The organism is Micrococcus endophyticus, assembly GCF_014205115.1.
Lineage (GTDB): Bacteria > Actinomycetota > Actinomycetes > Actinomycetales > Micrococcaceae > Micrococcus > Micrococcus endophyticus.
This window is the reverse complement of record NZ_JACHMW010000001.1, coordinates 409929-428365: the sequence shown is the minus strand read 5'-3', so window position 1 is coordinate 428365 and position 18437 is coordinate 409929. Positions and strand designations below refer to the sequence as shown.

Genomic DNA, 18437 nt, shown 5'->3' with positions numbered 1-18437 from the left:
GCGGACTGGCGCGTCACAGCCGGGAAGGAGGGGGTTCCGGCAGGGCCGGAGGGATGATCAGATGCCGAGCATCCGCTTGATCTGCTTCAGGCTGCCCTTGGAGACGAGCTTGTCGCCCTTCAGGCGGCGGGTCAGCCGCGAGGACTTGTGCTCCAGGTAGTGGCGGCGGTTGGCCTGCTGGCGCATGATCTTGCCGGAGCCGGTCACGCGGAAGCGCTTCTTGGCACCGCTGTGGGTCTTCATCTTCGGCATGGCTGCCGTTCTCCTTCACTCATCGCTGCCGTGCGCGGCGCACGCGGCAGTGCTGGTCACCCGGTCCGTGCGGACCGGGCTGGTCTGGTGCGACCCCGAGGGGTCAGGCCCGGGGGCCGGGCTTGGGGGCGCCGCCGCGCGGGGCTACGGGCTTCGGCGGAGCCGGCATGGGCTTCGCCGCCGGCTTGGGGGCCGACGCCGGAGCGGCCGGCTTGCCTGAGGACGCCGGCTTCGACGCCGCAGCGGGCTTGGGAGCCGCCGCCGGCTTCGCGGCGGGCTTCGCCGCAGCCGCCGGCTTGGCCGGGGCCTTGGGTGCCTGCTTCGGCGCGGCCTTGGCCGCCGGCCTCGCGGGGGCCTTCGGCGCCTGCTTCGGCTCGACGGAGGCGGCCGGCGCGGCGGGAGCGGACTCCTGCGTGCGGGCCGCCATGGCCTTGAGCTGCTCCGGGAACGCGTCCCCGACCGAGTTCTTCACCGGGGCGGCGTTGGCCGCGGCCTTCTCGGCGGCGCGCGCCTTGGCCTCGCGGGCGGCCTGGTCGCGGCGCGAGCCGCCGCCCTGACGCTCACGGTGGCTGTCCTCCGAGTTCTTGCGCTGGTCCGCACGGGCGTCCGCCTTGGTGCGCAGCGGGCCGATGACCATCACCATGTTGCGGCCGTCCTGACGGGGCTGCGACTCCACGGTGCCCAGCTCCGCCACGTCCTCGGCGAACTGCTGGAGCAGCTTGATGCCGAGCTCGGGGCGCTGCTGCTCACGGCCGCGGAACTGGATGATGGCCTTGACCTTGTCGCCCTGGCTCAGGAACTTCTTGGCGTGGCCGGTCTTGGTCTCGTAGTCGTGCTTGTCGATCTTCAGGCGGAAGCGGACCTCCTTGAGGACCGTGTTCACCTGGTTCTTGCGCGACTCGCGAGCCTTGACCGCGGCCTCGTACTTGTACTTGCCGAAGTCCATCAGCTTGCACACCGGAGGCTTGGCCGTGGGGGCCACCTCCACGAGATCCAGGTCCGCCTCGGCGGCGAGACGGAGGGCGTCCTCGACGCGGACGATGCCGACCTGCTCGCCGTTCGGACCGACCAGGCGGACTTCCGGAACGCGAATACGCTCGTTGATGCGGGGATCGCTGATGGTGCTACTCCTGTGTTGAGGCGACGGGTTCACCCGCGTCCGCCGGACAGGCCCCCGGAAATGAGGAAGGCCTCCCCGCGTGGACGCGGACGGAGGCCTCGACACGATCCCGACGGGCGGGACCCTCGGCGCAGGACGCGCGCCACGAGGGCGATCGTCCCGACCGGTGACCCGGCAACTCGGCCCGGGGCGAACCGGACATGCTGCTGACGCGGGTGGGAGAGAGGCCTCCACTTTGCTGCTCCCGGGCCATGTCCGCCGGCCGCCGGGTTCACCGGAGGACGCAACGGGCGCAGACCAGGAGTGGTCTATGGGAAGCTTACCACCATGACAGACGAACGTCAGGCCCACGACGCCAACGACCAGGACTCCCCCGCGGAGGTCCGCGACATCCACGAGGTCCCCGCGGTGGAGGTCATCACCACCACCGCCGTGCACCTCATGACGGCCGCCGCCGTGAAGTGCGGCCTGGCCGACTCCCCCGACGCCCGCGAGCTGGTGGACCTCGACGAGGCGCGCAAGCTGATCACGGCCCTCGCCGGCCTGGTGACCGCGGCCGCCCCCGAGATCGGCAGCCAGCACGCCGGTCCGCTGCGCGACGGGCTCCGCTCCCTGCAGCTGGCCTTCCGCGAGGCCTCCCCCTTCCCGGACGCCCCGGGCAAGGGCCCCGGCGAGAAGTTCACCGGCCCGGTCAACTGACCCGCGCGGTCCGCGCGGCGGACCCGCACCACGACGACGGCGCGCCCCCTGTCCGCAGCGGGCGCGCCGTCGTCGTCGGGGCCGGGGGCTCGGGGGCCGCACCGGTCACTCGGCGGAGGGCTCCCGCGCCGCCGAGGACAGGTGGGCGGTCACCGGCCGCGAGAACAGGGTGACCAGGGCGATGCCGGAGACGGCGAGCAGCACGCCGCCGACCACCGGTTCCCCCACGCTGAACAGCCAGGAGGAGAGCAGGACGCCGAAGAGCTGCACCGCGGTGGCGGCGCCCCGGCTCCATGCCCGGCCGCGCAGCAGGGCCACGGACGTCACCAGGACCCACAGGCCCAGCAGCACGTAGATCACGATGAGCATCACCCGCGCCCCGGCGGGCAGCACCCCGTCCCCCAGGTGCGCGATCGCGTCGCCGGCGAGCCAGAGCAGGGCGGCGGCCTGCAGCGCGAGCGCGGCCGCCACCACGAGCGCGGCGACGGGCGCGCGGCCGCCCGTGCGGGGGCCCTCCGGCGCGGGAGCGGCTGGGGCCTCGCGGGGATCGACGGGATCGGGGCGGCGGGACTGCGCCATGGGGTGCCTCTTCCTCGGGAGCGCGGACGTGACTCCACGGTACGTCGGGCGGCGGTCGTGCCGCGGCCGGCGGACCCGGGCCCGCCGAGAAGACCGAGGTCGGTGTGACGAATGACTCACGCCGCAGGCCGGGCGCGGACCAGCACCCCTCTTGTTCCCGCGCGGGGGCCGTGCGAGGATGACACGCAAGAGATTTCCGGGGGCCGCATTCGCATGAAGGCGGTCCCCGTTGCAATGACCAGGGTCGCCCTCCCGTTCCGGCTGTGCCGCGCGTCGCCCGCGCCGGTCCCCCGGACCCGCCGCCGGTGGAGGCCGCGACCACCGGCGCCTCCGGGCTCCGGCTTCCCGACAGAAAGTGAGCGGACCGATGGATTGGCGTAGCAAGGCAGCCTGCCTGGACAAGGATCCGGAGCTCTTCTTCCCCGTGGGCAACACGGGCCCGGCCCTCCTGCAGATCGAGGAGGCCAAGGCCGTGTGCCGCTCGTGCGAGGTCGTGGACACGTGCCTGAAGTGGGCCATGGAGTCCGGGCAGGACTCCGGCGTCTGGGGCGGCATGAGCGAGGACGAGCGCCGGGCCATGAAGCGCCGCGCCGCGCGCGCCCGCCGCGCCTCCTGACGCCCCGCCGTCTCGGAGCCCCTCGGACAGGCCCCGCCGATCACTCGGCGGGGCCTTCGTCCTGCCCGGCCCGGATCAGGCGGTCGGGATGCGCAGCACCACCCGCGTGCCGCCGTCGGGCAGCCGCTCCCACCGCAGGGTGCCGCGCAGGTCCCCCTCCACCATCGTCTGGACGATTCGCAGCCCCAGCCCCGCCCCGTCCGCGGCCGGCTGGAACTCCCCCGGGGACCAGCCGTCCTGGACGCCGGACCCGCCGTCCGTGACGGAGACGACCAGGACCGATCCGGCGGGCGTGAGCTCGCGCTCGGCGTGCAGCTCCACCCGTCCGCCGGCCGGGGCCGTGCCGTGCTCCACGGCGTTGGCGGCGAGCTCGTTGAGCACGAGCGCGAGCGGGGTGGTCACGTGCGAGGGCAGCTCCCCGAACTCCCCCGAGGCGGCCGCCTCGAGGGGCCGCCCGTCGCCGGAGACCTCCACGGCGAGCCGGAACTGACGCTTGAGCAGGTCGTCCACGGGGACCTGCCCGTCGATCTCCTCGCTCAGGGTCTGATGCACGAGCGCGATGGTGTCCACGCGCCGCATCGCCTGGCGCAGCGCGCGATCGGCCTCCGGCGAGGAGGTCCGGCGGGCCTGCATGCGCAGCAGGGAGCCGACCGTCTGGAGGTTGTTCTTCACGCGATGGTGGATCTCGCGGATCGTCGCGTCCTTGGAGACCAGCCGTTGCTCCTGGCGGCGCAGCTCGGTGACGTCGCGCAGCAGCAGGAGGGCCCCGTGCCAGCCGGCGGGGCCCAGGAGCGGCACGGAGCGCACCGTGAGGGACGCACCCCGGGACTGCACCTCGCGGCGCCCGGCCCGCAGGCCCGTGAGCACCGCCCAGGTGCCCTCCTCGCTCGGCTGGCGGGCGGCGTCCGTCCCCGCGAGCACGTCCGTGAGGCGGTGCCCCTCCAGGGTGGCCGCGATGCCCAGGCGGCGCAGGGCCGAGACCGCGTTGGGGCTGGTGAACCGGGCCACAGAGTCCGGGCCGAGCACCACGAGGCCGTCGCCGACGCGCGGGGTGCCGCCGGCCCACAGGCCCGCCGACTCCTCGGGGGCCGGCCACCGCCCGTGCTGCATCATGTCCAGCAGGCTGTCCGCCGTGCGGATGTAGTTCTCCTCGATCACCGAGCGGGAGGGCCGGCCGTTGGGATCGCCGTGCGCGGACAGGACGGCCACCACCCGGCCGCGCCGCACCACGGGCCACAGCCGCACCTGCAGCGTGCCGTCCGGCGTCTCGACCGGGCCCGCGCCCTCGGGGCGCTCCCCGCCGGACCACGTGCTCGCGACGACGGCGCGCAGGTCCGCGCGGGCGCGCGAGCCCACGATGTCCCGGTGGAACAGCGTGGGGGCGGTGAACGGGCGCACCTGGGCGACCGCGACGAAGCCCTCGGCCGGGTCCGGCCGCGGGGCGGGGCACCACAGCACGAGGTCGGCGAGGGCGAGGTCCGCCACGAGCTGCCAGTCCCCCACCAGGAGCTGCAGCCACGAGCGGTCCTCGTCCGCCAGGTCCGGGTGGGACGTCAGGGGGTCCTGCGCGAGCGAGCTGACCATGGCATCAGGGTACGGCGGCGGGAGGGCCGCGCCGCGCCCTCGTCCTGCGGGTGTCGTCGCGCGGCGCCGGCGGGCCCCTGCCCGGTCGGGCGACGGCGGCGCCCGGTCCGGCGGGCCCCGCGCGGGTCGACGTCGGCCAGCTCCGCCAGCGCCCGGCGCAGGGCGCTGTTCGGGGCGGCCTCGGCGAGCACCTGGCCGCCGAGCAGGGCGCGGTCGGCCGCCGCGGGGTCCCACGGCAGGAACGCGGCCAGCGGGATGCCGGCGGACGCGTAGCGGGACCAGACGGCCTCCACCTGGGACCGGGGAGAGACGCCCGCCGCCGCGGGGCGCAGGCGATTGACCACCACGCGCAGCCGGGCCTCGGGGGCCGCCTCGGCGAGCTCCTCGGTGCCCCGGACGAGCCGCGGCAGGGAGACGGCGTCCGGGCCGCCGACGGCGAGGACCTCGTCCGCGGCGGCCAGCGCCGCCAGGGTGGCGCCGTTGCGCTGCGGCGCCGGGACGTCGAAGGAGAGCTCCTCGTCCTGCTCCAGGCCGAACCCGACGTCCACCACCACCCGCTCCCAGCGCTCCCGGGCGGCGGCCAGCAGGGATGTGAGGGCGGCGGGGCGCAGCTCGGGCCAGCGGTCCACGCGGGTCAGCCCCGTCAGCACGGTGAGCTCGGCGCCGGCGACGCGGACGCGCACGCCCGCGGCCTCCAGGTCCGCGGGGCCCAGCGGCCCGTGGTCGGCGCGCCGGATCGCCCGGGCCACGCCCGCCGACTCCTCAGTCAGGCCGAGGTGCGCGCCCACCGACGGGCCGTACGTGTCCAGGTCCACCAGCAGCGTGCTCCGGCCCGCGACGGCGTGCTCGGCCGCCAGGTTCACGGCGACGGTCGTGCGTCCGGGGGCGCCGGTGGGCCCCCACACCGCGATGACGCGCGCGTCCCCGGGCGTCCCGGAGGCCTCCACGTCCGGCCGGTCTTCGGCGTGCTCCGCCGCGTCGCCGTTCGGGTCCCGCGGGTCGGGGCGGTCGACGTCCGGCACGGACCGGCCCGCCGCATCGGCGTCCCACGCCGCGGAGTCCTGCGCGTCGTCCCGAGCGGAGCCCGGAGCGGAGCCGTCCTGCGCGCGGTCCTGCGCGACACCGTCCCGGGTGACACCGCCCTGGGCGGCGTCGGCCGGCACGAGGTCGTCCCCCGCCCGGCCGCCGCGTCGGCCGTCGTCCACGGCCTCGTCGCCGGCGCCCGCCCCCGGCCGCGCGGCGCTCGCCGCGGACCGCTCCGGGTCCCCTCCGAGCAGGGGCGGGCCGAGGCGGGGGCCGTCGTCGAGCACCCCGTAGGTCAGCTCGATCCCGTCCAGACCGTCGACGGGGTCCTCGCCGTCCTCGTCCTCCGCCATGGCGTCGGCGCGGGCACGCCGCCCCTCGGCCGCCGCGAGCGCGGCCTCCACGACGGCGGCGGCGAGCGGTTCGGGCCCGGCGTCGGCCCGGACGCACGGCACCCCGAGCGCCCGCAGCCGACGGCGCTCGGCGCGCACCTCGCTGATCGCGGCCGCGCCCACGGGCCGGGGCAGCCGGGCGAGCTCCTCCAGGAACGCCCCGGTGACGGCCTCGGTGGCGCCCGCCACGAGGACGGCGTCCACCAGGCCGGACCGGGCGATCGCCAGCAGCTCGGCCAGGTCCTCGGCCCGCCGGACCACGGTGATCCGCGTCTGATGGCGCTCCAGCGGCCCGATGTGGTCGAGGCCGGGCAGGACGGTGGTGGCGAGCGCGATCCGCACGGTCACCGCACCCCGTGGGCGGGCACCAGCGTGATGCGGGCGTCCTTCACCTGGGCGTCCACCACACGCGGCAGCGTGGCCTCGGGGGCGAGCAGCTGCACGCGGGTCTCCCCGGATCCGCCGATCGAGCCCTGCTCCGTGGCCACCTCGGCGATCTCCAGGGCCTCGGCGAGCCGCTCGGGGTCGGCGTGGCCGCGGCCGCCCTCGGCGGGCATCGCCACCCAGACGTCCACCCGGTCCCCCACCCCGACGCCGCCCGCGAGCGGCTCGCGGAGGCGAACGCCCACGGGTCGCCGTCCCTCGGGGTCGGCGTCGACCAGGGCGGCGGCGGGCAGGAGCTCCCCGGCGCGCACCGTGCTCGCGACCATCCGGCCCGACGGCGCCGAGTCCGGGGCGGCCGCCAGGTACTTCCCCTCCGCGTCGGCGAGGTTGACCTCCACGGCCCGCAGCTGGCCCGCCTCGAGCGGCGTGCCCGGGGGCAGGTCCACGGCGGCGGCCCAGTAGGCGGAGGTCCGCTGGGAGGAGGCGACGAGCGCGACGACTCCGGCGACCGAGGCGAGGACGAGGACGAGCCCGACCAGCAGCCGGGGATCGCGCCAGCGCGGGCGGCGCAGGCGGCCGCCTTCAGCGGATGCGGACGTGGATGTGGACACCGGATGCTCCCCCTTCGGACCGGCCCGGCCGGGCCGGCGCGGCCCCGGCACCCCGTCGGTGCCGGCCCCCTCCGCGCTGCATCCAGGGTAGCCAGCGCGGCCGCCCGGCCCCCGGTCCGGCGCGCAGGTGTGGAAAAGTGTCGGACGGGGCCCGTCTCGGGGTTGAATGGGTCCACGCCGGGGCGCCGCCCCGGCCCTCCCCGCCCGTGCCGAGCCGCCGAAGGAGCACCGTGCAGCGCTTCCTCACCCTGACCGACGTCGCGGAGACGCTGAACATCTCCGGGCAGGCCGCGCGCGCCCTCATCCGCTCCGGCGAGCTGCAGGCCATCCAGGTGGGCGGCCGCGGGCAGTGGCGCATCGAGGAGTCCTGGCTCCAGGAGTACGTGGACCGGCAGCGCCAGGCCACCCGGGCGCGCGTCCAGGAGTGGGCCGAGGCCGACGCCAAGAGCCGCTGACCAGTCGGGCCACCGGCCGGCCGAGTCGCCGACCGGTCGAGTCGCCGACCAGTTGCGTCGCTGGCCTGCTGCGCCGCTGACCCGTCGACCCCGCGCCGGCCGTGCCGGCTCAGGCGAGCCGCGAGGCCGTCCGGACCACGCCGAGCGCGGTGAAGGGCACCACGAGGCGGCCCCGCACGGCCGCGGCCCGCCGCGCCTCGTCACGCGGGTGGCGGGACACGTCGAGGTGGTCCCGCCCCACCCGGTCCACCGTGCCCTCCACGAGCGTCGCACCCCGGGTCCCCGTGACGACGACGGGCACGCGCTCGCGCGCGATCCCCCGCAGCACCGCTCCCAGCCCCGTCGCGGGGCCGGTGGGCGCGGTCACGGCCCGGTGCAGCCCGGCCTCCACGGCCGCGACGCCGGGCAGCGGCACCACCGCGGAGCCGCCCCCGCTCAGGTGGAGCCCCGCCCAGTCCTCCCCCACTGCGTGCAGCACGCCGTCCAGGGCCTCGCCCCAGGCCAAGTGCAGGCGCACCGGCCTCCCCCGCTCGCCGCGGAGGCGGTCGGCCAGGGTCAGTGCCATCCACTCGGCGCGCGTCAGCTCGGCCGCCTCCGCCTCGCTCTGGCGCCAGCCCAGGTCGGCCCACCGGGCCTCGAGATCGTCGAAGAGTCCGTCCCACCGCATGCGGCCAGCTTAGGAGCAGGCCGACTCTGCGTCGACGATGATCAAACATCATCAAACATCACTGTTGACATCCATCCATGCCTTGCAGTTCACTGTGACCATCGACACCGGTGAGGTCACGGGGACCACACCGACGCGACGCGCAGGAGGGGACGTCATGCAGCGCATCACCGAACCGGCCCGCCGGGGCCGGGCAGCACTCCCGGAGGCGGACGGCCCCCGGGCGGACGGTCACCGGGTGGACGCCGTGGACGCGGCGGGCCTGGTGGTCCTGGCCCTGGCGGCGCCGGCCCTGCTCATCGGCGCCGCCGCCCTGCTGGAGCCCGGTGAGGGCGCCGCCTCGTCCGAGCTCGTGCGCCTGCTCGGGCTGGGCGCCGGAATCGCCGGCCTCGGCCTGGTCGCCTGGTGGGCCGTGGGCCTGCTCGGCCTGGTCCTCGCGACCGTGGGTCGGCGCATCGGACGTCCCGGCTTCGCCCGGCTCGGTGCGCGGCTGACCCCCGCGCTGCTGGGCCGGGTGGCCGGCGCCGTCCTCGGGGCGCACATGCTGGCCGCCCCGGCCGCCTGGGCCGAGCAGCCCGCCGTCGGCCCCGTGCCCGTCGCCGGCTGGGCCGTCTCCCACGCCGCACCCGCCTCCACGACGGCGTCGGCGCCCGCCGCAGTGCCCGAGGCCGGGTGGACCCCGCGGACGCCCGTCCCGGCACCGCCCGGCGCCAGCGCCGCCCGGGACCTCTCGGACCGGCCGACCGTGACCGTCCGCCGCGGGGACTGCCTCTGGGACATCGCCGCCGCCGAGCTCGGCCCGGACGCCACCCCGCGGGAGATCGACGCCCGCTGGCGCCGCTGGCACGAGGCCAACCGGCGGGTGATCGGCGACGATCCGCACCTGCTGCTCCCGGGCACCGTCCTCACGGCCCCGGTGTTCAGCCCCCACGCCGCACCCCAGCAGGGCCGGCCATGACGCCCCGTTCCCGGACCACCCCGACCACGACCCGACCGCAGGAGCCCGCCATGCCCGCCCTCGCCGCCCGCCCCCAGTCCACCGTCCACGGCAGCGCCCGCGGTCTCGCTCGGCACGCGGACCGTCGCGCCGACCGTCCCGCCGCCGCGCTGCTGCACGGTCCCGCCCACGGCCCGGCCGTGCTGCCCCGCGGCGAGGAGATCGCCCGCCGGGCCGCCGTCGAGCAGGGCCGGGAGGAGCTGCGTCGGGTCCGCTCCCTGGCCGCCGTGATCGCGGTGGCCTGCGTGGAGGTCGAGACCGGGCGCCGCGCGCTGCGGGACCTCTCGGCGTGGCTCTCGCCCGAGGTCCTGGACAAGATGACCCGGCGGATGGACCTGCTCGGGCTCGCCGAGCAGGACCGGCCCCGGGCGCGGTCCGCGGCCGCCGGTGTCTCCCGGGCCCCGGCCGCCGCTCCCCGGCCCGTGGGCGCGCGCGTCTGCGAGGTCGCCCCTGGACGGGTGGAGGCCAGCGCCACCGTGCTCTGCGACGGCCGCGCCCGGGCCTTCGCCCTGCGGCTCGAGCGGCGGATCAGCCGCTGGAAGGTGACCTCCGTGGAGATCGGCTGAGCCCCGCCTCCGCTCTCGGCCTCCGTCCGGGCGCGCGCGGGGACGGCCGAGGCCCGGTGACGACGATCGTCACCGGGCCTCGGACGTGTGCGGCGGGGCCTCGCCCGCCGGGGTCAGCTCCGGCGCTCGCGGCGCTCGGCCTCGCGACGGGACCGGCGGTTGGTGCCGGCCTCCACGGTCGCGCCGGTCTCCGTGCCCGCGCGGGTGACGGCGCCCTGACCGTCCTCGGCGGGGCCGGTGAAGCGCAGCTGCGAGGGCCGCTGCGGGGCCTCGACGCCCTCCACGGAGATCTGCGGGGTCATCGTCAGGCCGCGGGCGTCCTTGATGCCGGGCAGCGACGTCGGCGCGGGGGCCGCGGTGATCTGGGCCTTGAACAGCGTGCGCACGGAGTCCTCGCGGATGCCGGCCAGCATGTTCTGGAACATCGTGTAGCCCTCGCGCTGGTACTCCACGAGGGGCTCGCGCTGGGCCATCGCGCGCAGGCCGATGCCCTCCTTGAGGTAGTCCATCTCGTAGAGGTGCTCCTGCCAGCGGCGCCCGATCGCGGAGAGCACCACCCGGCGCTCGGCCTCGCGCAGGGCCTCGGAGCCCACCTGGGCCTCCCGGTCCTCATAGGCGAGCAGGGCGTCCGAGACGAGCTCGCGCCGCAGGTCCTCGGCCTTGAGCCGGCCGCGGCCGCCGACCTCCTCGAGCACGTCCTCCTGGGTGATGCCCACCGGGTACAGCTCGGACAGGTCCCGCCACAGCTGGTCCAGGTCCCAGTCGGCGGCGTGGCCCTCCTCGGTGGTGGCGTCCACGATGTTCCCCACCGCGTCCTCCACGAAGCGGCGCACGCGGTCCTTGAGATCCTCGCCCTCGAGGATGGAGCGGCGGTCCGCGTAGATGGCCTCGCGCTGGCGGTTCATCACGTCGTCGTACTTGAGCACGTTCTTGCGCTGCTCGGCGTTGCGGCCCTCGACCTGCGCCTGCGCGTTCTGGATCGCCTTGGACACGAACCCGAACTCGAGCGCCATGTCGTCCGGAATGGACGGGCTGTTCATGATCCGCTGCGCCACGCCGGGGTTGAAGTTGCGCATCAGCTCGTCCGTGAGGGACAGGTAGAAGCGGGACTCGCCCGGGTCGCCCTGGCGGCCGGAACGGCCGCGCAGCTGGTTGTCGATGCGGCGGGAGTCGTGGCGCTCGGTGCCCACCACGTAGAGGCCGCCGGCCTCGAGCACCTCGCGGTTGGCGTCCGCGACGGCGGCCTCCGCCTCGGCGAGCACCTGCGGCCAGCGGGCCTCGTAGGCCTCCGGGTCCTCCGCGGCGTCGAGGCCGAGCTCCTGCATGCGGGCGACTGCCGTGAACTCGGCGTTGCCGCCCAGCATGATGTCGGTGCCGCGGCCGGCCATGTTGGTGGCCACGGTGACGGCGCCCGGACGGCCCGCCTGGGCCACGATCGCGGCCTCGCGGGCGTGGTTCTTGGCATTGAGGACCTCGTGGCGGATGCCCCGCTTGGCCAGCAGGGTGGACAGGTACTCCGACTTCTCCACGGAGGTGGTGCCCACCAGCACCGGCTGGCGGCGCTCGTGGCGCTCGGCGATGTCCTCGACGACGGCGTCGAACTTCACCTTCTCGTTCTTGTAGACCACGTCGTTGTGGTCCACGCGCTGGCGCTCGCGGTTCGGGGGGATCACGACGACGCCGAGGCCGTACGTGGACGTGAACTCCGCGGCCTCCGTCTCGGCGGTGCCGGTCATGCCGGCGAGCTTGTCGTACCCGCGGAAGTAGTTCTGCAGGGTGACGGTGGCCAGCGTCTGGTTCTCCGGCTTGACCTCCACGCCCTCCTTGGCCTCGATGGCCTGGTGGAGCCCCTCGTTGTAGCGGCGGCCCTTGAGCACGCGGCCGGTGTGCTCGTCGACGATCTGCACCTCGCCGTCGAGGACCACGTAGTCCTTGTCCCGCTTGAACAGCTCCTTGGCCTTCACGGCGTTGTTGAGGAACTGGATGAGGGTGGTGTTCTGCGTCTCGTACAGGTTGGCGATGCCGAGGTGGTCCTCCACCTTCTCGATGCCCGGACCGAGCACGCCCACGGTGCGCTTCTTGTGGTCCACCTCGTAGTCCGAGCCCTCCTCGAGGCGGCGGACGAGGCGGGCGAACTCGCCGTACCAGCGGTTGGCCTCGCCCTGGGCCGGGCCGGAGATGATCAGCGGCGTGCGGGCCTCGTCGATGAGGATGGAGTCCACCTCGTCGACGATGGCGTAGTGGTGCTCGCGCTGGACCAGCTCGTCCAGGGACCAGGCCATGTTGTCCCGCAGGAAGTCGAAGCCGAACTCGTTGTTCGTGCCGTAGGTGATGTCCGCGGCGTACTGCTCGCGGCGCACGGCGGGCAGCTGGCCGGCCACGACCACGCCGGTCTCCATCCCGAGGAAGCGGAAGACGCGGCCCATGAGCTCGGCCTGGTAGGAGGCCAGGAAGTCGTTGACGGTGATCACGTGGACGCCGCGGCCGGTCAGCGCGTTGAGGTACGCCGGGGCGGTGGCCACGAGGGTCTTGCCCTCGCCGGTCTTCATCTCCGCGATGTTGCCCTGGTGCAGGGCGATGCCGCCGAGCAGCTGCACGTCGTAGTGGCGCTGGCCGAGGGTGCGGCCCGCCGCCTCGCGGACGGCGGCAAACGCCTCGGGCAGGAGCAGATCCAGGGACTCGCCGTCGGCGTGGCGCGCCTTGAGCGTGTCCGTCTCGGCGCGCAGCTCGGCGTCGCTCAGCGCCCGGAAGTCCTCCTCCAGGAGGTTCACGGCGTCCACCGTGCCCTGCATGCGGCGCAGGACGCGGTTGTCCGAGATCTTCAGGACGCGGTCGATGATCGAAGGCACTGGTTCTCTGCTCCCTTGCGGTGTGGCCGGGGTGGGGCCGGGTGCCCCTCCCGCACGGCCGTGGCGCGGTCTCCGGGACAGTGTACGGGCCGAGGCCGCACGCGCCGCGGCGCCCGTCCGCTCGGACGGGCGCCGCGTCTGGTCGGGGCCGACGCCGCGCGTCGGCCCCGGGTGCTCAGGCCTCGCGCGCCTGGTAGGCCCGCTCGCCCTCGGTGGCGGAGACGTGGTCCGCCGGGAGGGACTCGTCGAGGCGGATGACGCCGTAGCTCCAGCCGCGGCGGCGGTAGACCACGGAGGGCACGCCCGTCTCCACGTTCTGGAAGAGGAAGAAGTCGTGGCCGACCAGCTCCATGGCGTCGACGGCCTCGTCCACGGTCATCGGGGTCGCCGGGAAGGCCTTCTCGCGGATGCGCACCGGGGTGCCCTCCTCCGGGATGTCCTGCTCGCGGGCGGCGTCCTCCGCGGCCATCTGCGCGCCGTTGGGCGGCAGCGGCGGGACGAAGCCGACCTCGCCCGCACCGCGGGAGGCGCCGAGCTTGCCGTGCCGGCGGTCCTTGCGGCGGTCGCGCATGCGGCGCAGCCGCTCGGCCAGGCGGGTGACGGCCATGTCGAAGGCGACCTGCTTGTCGTCCGCGTCCGCCTCGGCGCGCACCACCTCGCGGGGGCCGCGGGCCGTGAGCTCCACGCGGACCGTCTCGTCGGAGTGCTTGTGGTGCGAGGACTTGGTGACGCGCACCTCGAGGGTCTCGGCCCCCTCGGCGAGCGTGTGGAGGCGCTCCGTGCGCTCGGCGACATGGTCCCGGAAGCTCTCCGGGAGGCTGAGGTTGCGGGCGATGTAGCTGACATCCATGGTCATGGCGTCCTCCTGATCCGACTCTCACGGGTCCGGCCTCGGGAGGGAGGGGGCTGCGCCTCGTCCGTCTCGACGTCCGCAGGACGGCGGGGGTCCGAGGGGGGCCTCCTTCCACCGTCGGCGGGACCGGAGCCGGGTTCCGGCTCCGTGCGAGTCACCCTACCCCCGCCCCCGTGACGGGACCAGGGTCGTCAGCGGGCGGGGCCACGGCGGCCAGGACCACGGCCCCGACCGGCCGCCCGCCGGCCCGGCGCACCGCCTCCGCGAGCGCGCCCAGCGTGGCCCCGGTGGTGAGCACGTCGTCCACGAGCAGCACCGGGGCGCCGGCGGGCAGCCGCCCGGGCACGGGCCGCCAGCGGCGCGCGCGACGGCGCCGCTGGGCCGAGCCCGCCCCGGCGTGGGAGGGGCCCACGCGTCGAGCTCGGCCGGGGCCGCGGGGCGCCCGCACCGCGTCGGAGACCACCCACGGGGCGGGCAGGGCGCGCACGAGCTCGGCCAGCGGGTCGTAGCCGCGGCGCCGGAAGCCGGCCGCGCCGCCGGGGACGGGGACGAGGAGCGCGTGGGCCGCCTCGGGCACGTCGGGCGCCAGGCGCGCGACGGCGGCGGACCGGCACAGGGCCTCGCCGAGGACGGCGCGCAGGTGCAGGCCGTGGTGGTCCTTGAAGGCGAGCACGGCGGCAGCCAGCGCGTCAGCGTAGCGGCCGGCGGCGACGACGGGCAGCGGCACTCCGCCGGGTCCGAGCGGGAGCGCCGCGGCGCCGTGCTCGGCGCGGAACGGCCGTGCGAGGGCGGCGTCGAGGTCGAGACGGCAGGGCGCACAGAGCCGGTGGCCGGGGGCGGCGCACACGGCGCACTCGGCCGGCAGGACGAGGTCGACGAACGCCGCGCCGAGCGCGGCGATCGCCCGCCGCGCAGCGGGCAGGCCGGAGTCGGACTCGAGGAGGGGCTCGGCGGCGCGGGCGTGCGGCATGGCCCCAGTCCACCGCGCGCGCCGCGCCTCGGCGGGGCACCGGGGCCGATGTGCGGGGCCGGCCCGCTGTGCAGGAGCGGCCACCGCCGGACCGGACCGCGCGCCCGGCTCAGCCGGGGAAGGAGAGGTCCCGCACGCCGCGCTCGAGCTCCTGGGCGCGCCAGGAGGAGCCGACCAGCAGGAACACCAGCTCGTCCGTCTCGGCGTACAGGGCGCCGCCGTCGCCCGCGGACACCCCGGTGAGCCCGCCGAGGGGGTTGAGCTCGCGCACGGTGCCGTCGATGGACACGATCCGGGGCACCACCCGCTCGTCCAGGGTCGCCGCGCGCGGCGAGACGAGGAGGTTGGTGTCGCCGGCCCACTCCACGGAGGCGGCCCTGCCGGTGGAGGGCAGCAGGATCGGCTCCGTGAGCGCGCTCGGCACCCCGTCCGAGCCCCGGACGATGCCGGCCACCCGCACGGTCCGCCGGTCGCCGTCGTCGACGAGGAGGGCGGCCCGCGCCCCGCTGCGCGAGACGCGCAAGTCCACGATGCGCTCGGCCGGCCGCAGCCAGGTGGCCGTGACGATGCGCGCCTCCTGGCCGGGCTCGGCGGGCACGGCGCGCACGCGCGAGGTCTCGGCGCCGTCGGCCGCCCACACCCAGCCCAAGCCGTCGATCGACGGCGAGGTCAGCCCCGTCCCTCGCATGGCCTCCCGCAGGGAGCCGTCCGTGCCGGCCACGTGGACGGCGGTGCGGTCCCGGGTGACGAACGCGAACCGGCTGCGGTCGCGGGACATCGTGGGGTCCACCGGGTCGAGGGCCGAGACGTCCGGCGCGCCGCCCACGGGGCCGACGCTCATGCCCTGGAAGTACGCGAGGTCGCCCGTGGCGGAGTCGATGCCCACCTGCACGGAGCCGGTCGTGGGCTCGTCCTGGACCGGCGGAGGCGGGTTCTCGCCGGAGGCGGAGAGCTCGGCCCCGTCGACGGTGACCCGCACGTCGCTCACCGACTGCAGGCCCAGGAGCGTGATCTCGAGCTGCTCGCGCATGCGATGGCGGCGGTCGGCGTCGGCGCCCTCCGCGGCGGCCTCGGTGAGGTCCACGTGGGCCACCCCGTCCTCGTCCACGGGCACGGTGGGGCCGGTGAGGTCGGCGCCGGTGCGCAGCGGGAAGGCCGTCTCGACGGCGCCCGTGAGGTACGGGGCGGGCCCGCGCAGCAGGGCGCGGGTCACCGCGGTCACGGTGGTGCCGCGGTTGACGAACCACCGCACGTCCGGGACGGCGTAGCGCTGGGCCGTGTCGTAGAAGGCGAGCTCGTGGGGGGCGAAGAGCTGGCCGAACTGGGACTGGGACAGGAGCGTGCCGTTCTCGGTGGCGGTGATACGCATGCCCTCCGGCCGCTCCTGGACGCTCACCTGCCAGGCCCGCGTGGTGCCCTGCGGGGCGATGGTGCGCAGGCCGAACTCGTCGATCTCGGAGTCCACCTCCACCTGGACCTGGTAGTTGCCGGTCCCCTCGCCGCGGGTGATGCGCGGCTGGGCGGAGTACACCACCGTCCGCTGACCCGGCGTCCACCGGGCGGCGGCCGGCCCGTCGAGGAACTCGCGGGCCACCGCGTAGTCGTCCTGCGGACTCGTGCCGGCCAGCAGGAAGCCGCGGATGACGTCCTCCGCCGTGTCGTCCGCGGAGGGGCCCGGCGGCCGGAACTGCGGGGCCTCCGGGGCGGCCGTGGCGCCGTCGAGGGGCCCGGCGCTGCGCACGTCGGAGGACTGCGGGATCTGCGTGCAGCCGCCCAGGGCGAGGGCCAGGGCGGCGGCCAGGCCGACGCCGGCCAGGCGGCGTGCGCGGCGGGGACCGGTCGGGCGGGTCGGGCGGGTCGGGCTCATCGGTCGTCCTCTCCGGGGTCGCGGCCGGACCGTCCGCCGTCGTCCCCCTGCGCGGCCGGCGCGCCCAGGAGGCGGGAGGGCGGGAGCAGCGCCTGCTCGGCGTGGCGCGCCGAGGACGCCGGCTCCGCGGCCTCCGCGGGCCCGCCGGCGCCGTCCGTCCCCGCCGCGGCGTCGGGGTCGACGACGTCGAACCCGTCGACGTCGGGGTCCTGCGGCACGGGCCGGGTGAGGTCCTCGGCGAACCGACGGTCCGCGGTGCTGTACTGCGGAGGCATGGGCAGCACCGACCGGCCGATCGGCTCGGGCGCCTCGGCGCCCGGGGCGGTCTCGCGCGGCTGCCGCGGCAGGGTCACCATGAAGGTGGAGCCCTCCCCCAGCTCGCCCCAGGCCTCGAGCCGTCCGCCGTGCAGGCGGGTGTCCTCGGTGGCGATCGCCAGGCCGAGCCCGGAGCCGCCCGTGGTGCGCTTGCGCGAGGGGTCGGCGCGCCAGAACCGGTCGAACACGCGCTGCACCTCCTCGGGGCTCATGCCGATGCCGTAGTCCACCACGGCCAGACTGACGGCCTCCTCGTCGGCGGCCACGAGCACGTCCACGGGTCGGCCCTCGGCGTGCTCGATCGCGTTGTTCACCAGGTTGCGCAGGATGCGCTCGATGCGGCGCGGGTCCACGCGGGCCCCGTAGCCGTCCGGGCGATCCCGGTCCATCGGCACCAGGTAGACGGGCACGCCGATCTGGTCCGCCAGCGGCTGGGCGGTGAGAACGACGTCGCGGGCGAGCTCGAGCATGTCGGTCTCCTCGAGGGCCGGGGTGGCGGCGCCGGCGTCGAACCGGGTGATCTCGAGCAGGTCGGCGAGCATGGCCTGGAAGCGGTCGACCTGGTGGTAGAGCAGCTCGGTGGAGCGGCGGTTGACGGGATCGAAGTCGTCGCGGGAGCCGTAGAGCACGTCCGCGGCCATCCGCACGGTGGTCAGCGGGGTGCGCAGCTCGTGGGAGACGTCCGAGACGAACCGCTGCTGCATCTGGGAGAGCTGCGCGAGCTGGCCGATCTGGTCCTGGATGCTGTCCGCCATCCGGTTGAACGAGGTGCCCAGGCGAGCCATCTCGTCCTCGCCGCGCACCGGCATGCGCACGGCCAGGTTGCCGCCGGAGATGGACTCGGCGGCCCGGGCGGCCTGCTGCACGGGCCGCACCACGCGCCGCGAGGCCCACCAGGACACGAGCACGTTGACCAGCAGGAACCCGGCGCCGAACACGAGCAGCACCCGCAGCACGGAGTCGAGGGACTCCTGCACGTCGGAGAGGTCGTAGACGAGGTAGAGGCCGTAGGCGGCGCCCGGCGGGAGCACCACCTGGGCGCCGAAGACGAGGCCGGGCCGCGTGGCGCCGGAGGCATCGGGCAGGGCCACGCTGGCGTCGTAGACGCCGGGGCCGGAGGCGACGGCCTCCTGCAGGTCCGCCGGGATCACGCCGGGGTCCAGGCCGGTCGAGGAGATCGTGCCCACGTAGGCGGACTCCGAGTCCGGCAGCGGCGCCAGGTGGTAGCGGCGGCGGATGGTGGTGCCGGAGTCGCCCTCGAGGGCGCGCAGCGTCTGGGTGACGAGCGCGTCCGTGCTCTGGGCGTCCGTGGCGGAGGTCTGCGCGAACGTGTCCCGCACCTGGCTCAGGCCGCGGCGGGCCTCGGCCTGGACCTGCTCGTAGCGGGAGTCGAAGAGGGCCTGCGTGATCTGCTGGGTGAGCAGTCCGGAGAACGCCAGCCCGGCCAGGAGGGTGAGCAGCCCGGCCAGCACGGCGGTGCGCAGCTGCAGGGACCGGCCCCAGCGGCGGCGCAGCCCGCGCCAGCCGCGGACCGGGGTCCACGGGCGGCGCCGAGCGCCGGACGGCGGGGGCGCGGACCCGCCCGGGCCGGCGTCCGGCCCGGGGGCCGCAGCGGAGCCGGCGCCGGAGACGGTCATG

Annotated in this window: 17 protein-coding genes; 5 read left to right on the top strand and 12 right to left on the bottom strand. The window is 76.0% G+C overall.

Annotation, left to right across the window (positions count from 1 at the left end; translation table 11 throughout):
* Window positions 1–57: 57 nt before the first annotated feature.
* Window positions 58–252, bottom strand: a complete 195-nt coding sequence (gene rpmI / locus HDA33_RS02045) for a 50S ribosomal protein L35 (protein ID WP_158492533.1) — start codon at window positions 250–252, stop codon at window positions 58–60.
* A gap of 103 nt (window positions 253–355) precedes the next feature.
* Entirely contained in the window at window positions 356–1405 is a 1050-nt protein-coding gene (gene infC / locus HDA33_RS02040) for a translation initiation factor IF-3 (RefSeq protein ID WP_338104224.1), read from the bottom strand.
* Window positions 1406–1699: 294 nt separating this feature from the next.
* Between infC and HDA33_RS02035 the strand changes: the two genes are divergently transcribed.
* The gene (locus HDA33_RS02035; protein ID WP_158494420.1) at window positions 1700–2071 is read left to right on the top strand and encodes a DUF1844 domain-containing protein; all 372 of its coding nucleotides are present in this window, start codon (window positions 1700–1702) and stop codon (window positions 2069–2071) included.
* Window positions 2072–2176: 105 nt separating this feature from the next.
* On the opposite strand, the gene HDA33_RS02030 is transcribed toward HDA33_RS02035, so the two are convergent.
* On the bottom strand, window positions 2177–2650 hold the full coding sequence (locus HDA33_RS02030; protein WP_184170401.1) for a hypothetical protein: 474 nt from the start codon (window positions 2648–2650) through the stop codon (window positions 2177–2179).
* Window positions 2651–3017: 367 nt separating this feature from the next.
* Here HDA33_RS02030 and HDA33_RS02025 point away from each other — a divergent pair, with 367 nt between their 5' ends.
* Window positions 3018–3266, top strand: a complete 249-nt coding sequence (locus HDA33_RS02025; protein WP_002854852.1) for a WhiB family transcriptional regulator — start codon at window positions 3018–3020, stop codon at window positions 3264–3266.
* Between the two features lie 75 nt (window positions 3267–3341).
* Here HDA33_RS02025 and HDA33_RS02020 read toward each other — a convergent pair whose 3' ends face one another.
* The 3 genes from HDA33_RS02020 to HDA33_RS02010 are packed head-to-tail and all read right to left on the bottom strand — an operon-like array spanning window position 3342 to window position 7260.
* Window positions 3342–4850: a sensor histidine kinase gene (locus tag HDA33_RS02020; RefSeq protein WP_184170398.1), complete on the bottom strand. Its 1509-nt coding sequence runs from the start codon at window positions 4848–4850 to the stop codon at window positions 3342–3344.
* Complete coding sequence (locus HDA33_RS12595) at window positions 4820–6613, bottom strand: CpaE/TadZ family protein (RefSeq protein ID WP_338104222.1); 1794 nt, start codon at window positions 6611–6613, stop codon at window positions 4820–4822. The genes HDA33_RS02020 and HDA33_RS12595 overlap by 31 nt, the downstream gene beginning before the upstream one ends.
* Window positions 6610–7260, bottom strand: a complete 651-nt coding sequence (locus HDA33_RS02010) for an SAF domain-containing protein (RefSeq protein ID WP_158492529.1) — start codon at window positions 7258–7260, stop codon at window positions 6610–6612. The genes HDA33_RS12595 and HDA33_RS02010 overlap by 4 nt, the downstream gene beginning before the upstream one ends.
* Before the next feature lie 230 nt (window positions 7261–7490).
* Between HDA33_RS02010 and HDA33_RS02005 the strand changes: the two genes are divergently transcribed.
* Window positions 7491–7715 carry a helix-turn-helix domain-containing protein gene (locus tag HDA33_RS02005; RefSeq protein WP_184170395.1) on the top strand — a complete coding sequence of 75 codons (225 nt, stop codon included), beginning with the start codon at window positions 7491–7493 and terminating at the stop codon, window positions 7713–7715.
* Window positions 7716–7824: 109 nt separating this feature from the next.
* On the opposite strand, the gene HDA33_RS02000 is transcribed toward HDA33_RS02005, so the two are convergent.
* A complete protein-coding gene (locus HDA33_RS02000) occupies window positions 7825–8382 on the bottom strand; it encodes a hypothetical protein (protein WP_184170391.1) in 558 nt (185 codons plus the stop codon).
* A 157-nt stretch (window positions 8383–8539) separates the two neighbouring features.
* On the opposite strand from HDA33_RS02000, the gene HDA33_RS01995 reads away from it, so the two are divergent.
* Together HDA33_RS01995 and HDA33_RS01990 are read left to right on the top strand one after the other, a co-directional pair.
* Window positions 8540–9340 carry a LysM peptidoglycan-binding domain-containing protein gene (locus HDA33_RS01995; protein ID WP_246416847.1) on the top strand — a complete coding sequence of 267 codons (801 nt, stop codon included), beginning with the start codon at window positions 8540–8542 and terminating at the stop codon, window positions 9338–9340.
* A gap of 50 nt (window positions 9341–9390) precedes the next feature.
* Window positions 9391–9945 carry an Rv3235 family protein gene (locus HDA33_RS01990; RefSeq protein WP_184170389.1) on the top strand — a complete coding sequence of 185 codons (555 nt, stop codon included), beginning with the start codon at window positions 9391–9393 and terminating at the stop codon, window positions 9943–9945.
* Between the two features lie 113 nt (window positions 9946–10058).
* Here the strand turns inward: HDA33_RS01990 and secA are convergent, their stop codons facing one another.
* From secA to mtrB, 5 genes are all read right to left on the bottom strand, one after another.
* Window positions 10059–12794, bottom strand: a complete 2736-nt coding sequence (gene secA / locus HDA33_RS01985; RefSeq protein WP_184170387.1) for a preprotein translocase subunit SecA — start codon at window positions 12792–12794, stop codon at window positions 10059–10061.
* A gap of 175 nt (window positions 12795–12969) precedes the next feature.
* Complete coding sequence (gene hpf, locus HDA33_RS01980; RefSeq protein WP_184170385.1) at window positions 12970–13650, bottom strand: ribosome hibernation-promoting factor, HPF/YfiA family; 681 nt, start codon at window positions 13648–13650, stop codon at window positions 12970–12972.
* Window positions 13651–13801: 151 nt separating this feature from the next.
* A complete protein-coding gene (locus HDA33_RS12845) occupies window positions 13802–14617 on the bottom strand; it encodes a ComF family protein (RefSeq protein WP_184170383.1) in 816 nt (271 codons plus the stop codon).
* 109 nt (window positions 14618–14726) lie between these two features.
* The gene (locus tag HDA33_RS01970; protein WP_184170380.1) at window positions 14727–16484 is read right to left on the bottom strand and encodes an LpqB family beta-propeller domain-containing protein; all 1758 of its coding nucleotides are present in this window, start codon (window positions 16482–16484) and stop codon (window positions 14727–14729) included.
* The gene (gene mtrB, locus HDA33_RS01965) at window positions 16481–18436 is read right to left on the bottom strand and encodes an MtrAB system histidine kinase MtrB (protein ID WP_184170377.1); all 1956 of its coding nucleotides are present in this window, start codon (window positions 18434–18436) and stop codon (window positions 16481–16483) included. Before mtrB ends, HDA33_RS01970 begins: the two co-directional genes overlap by 4 nt.
* Window position 18437 lies beyond the last annotated feature (1 nt).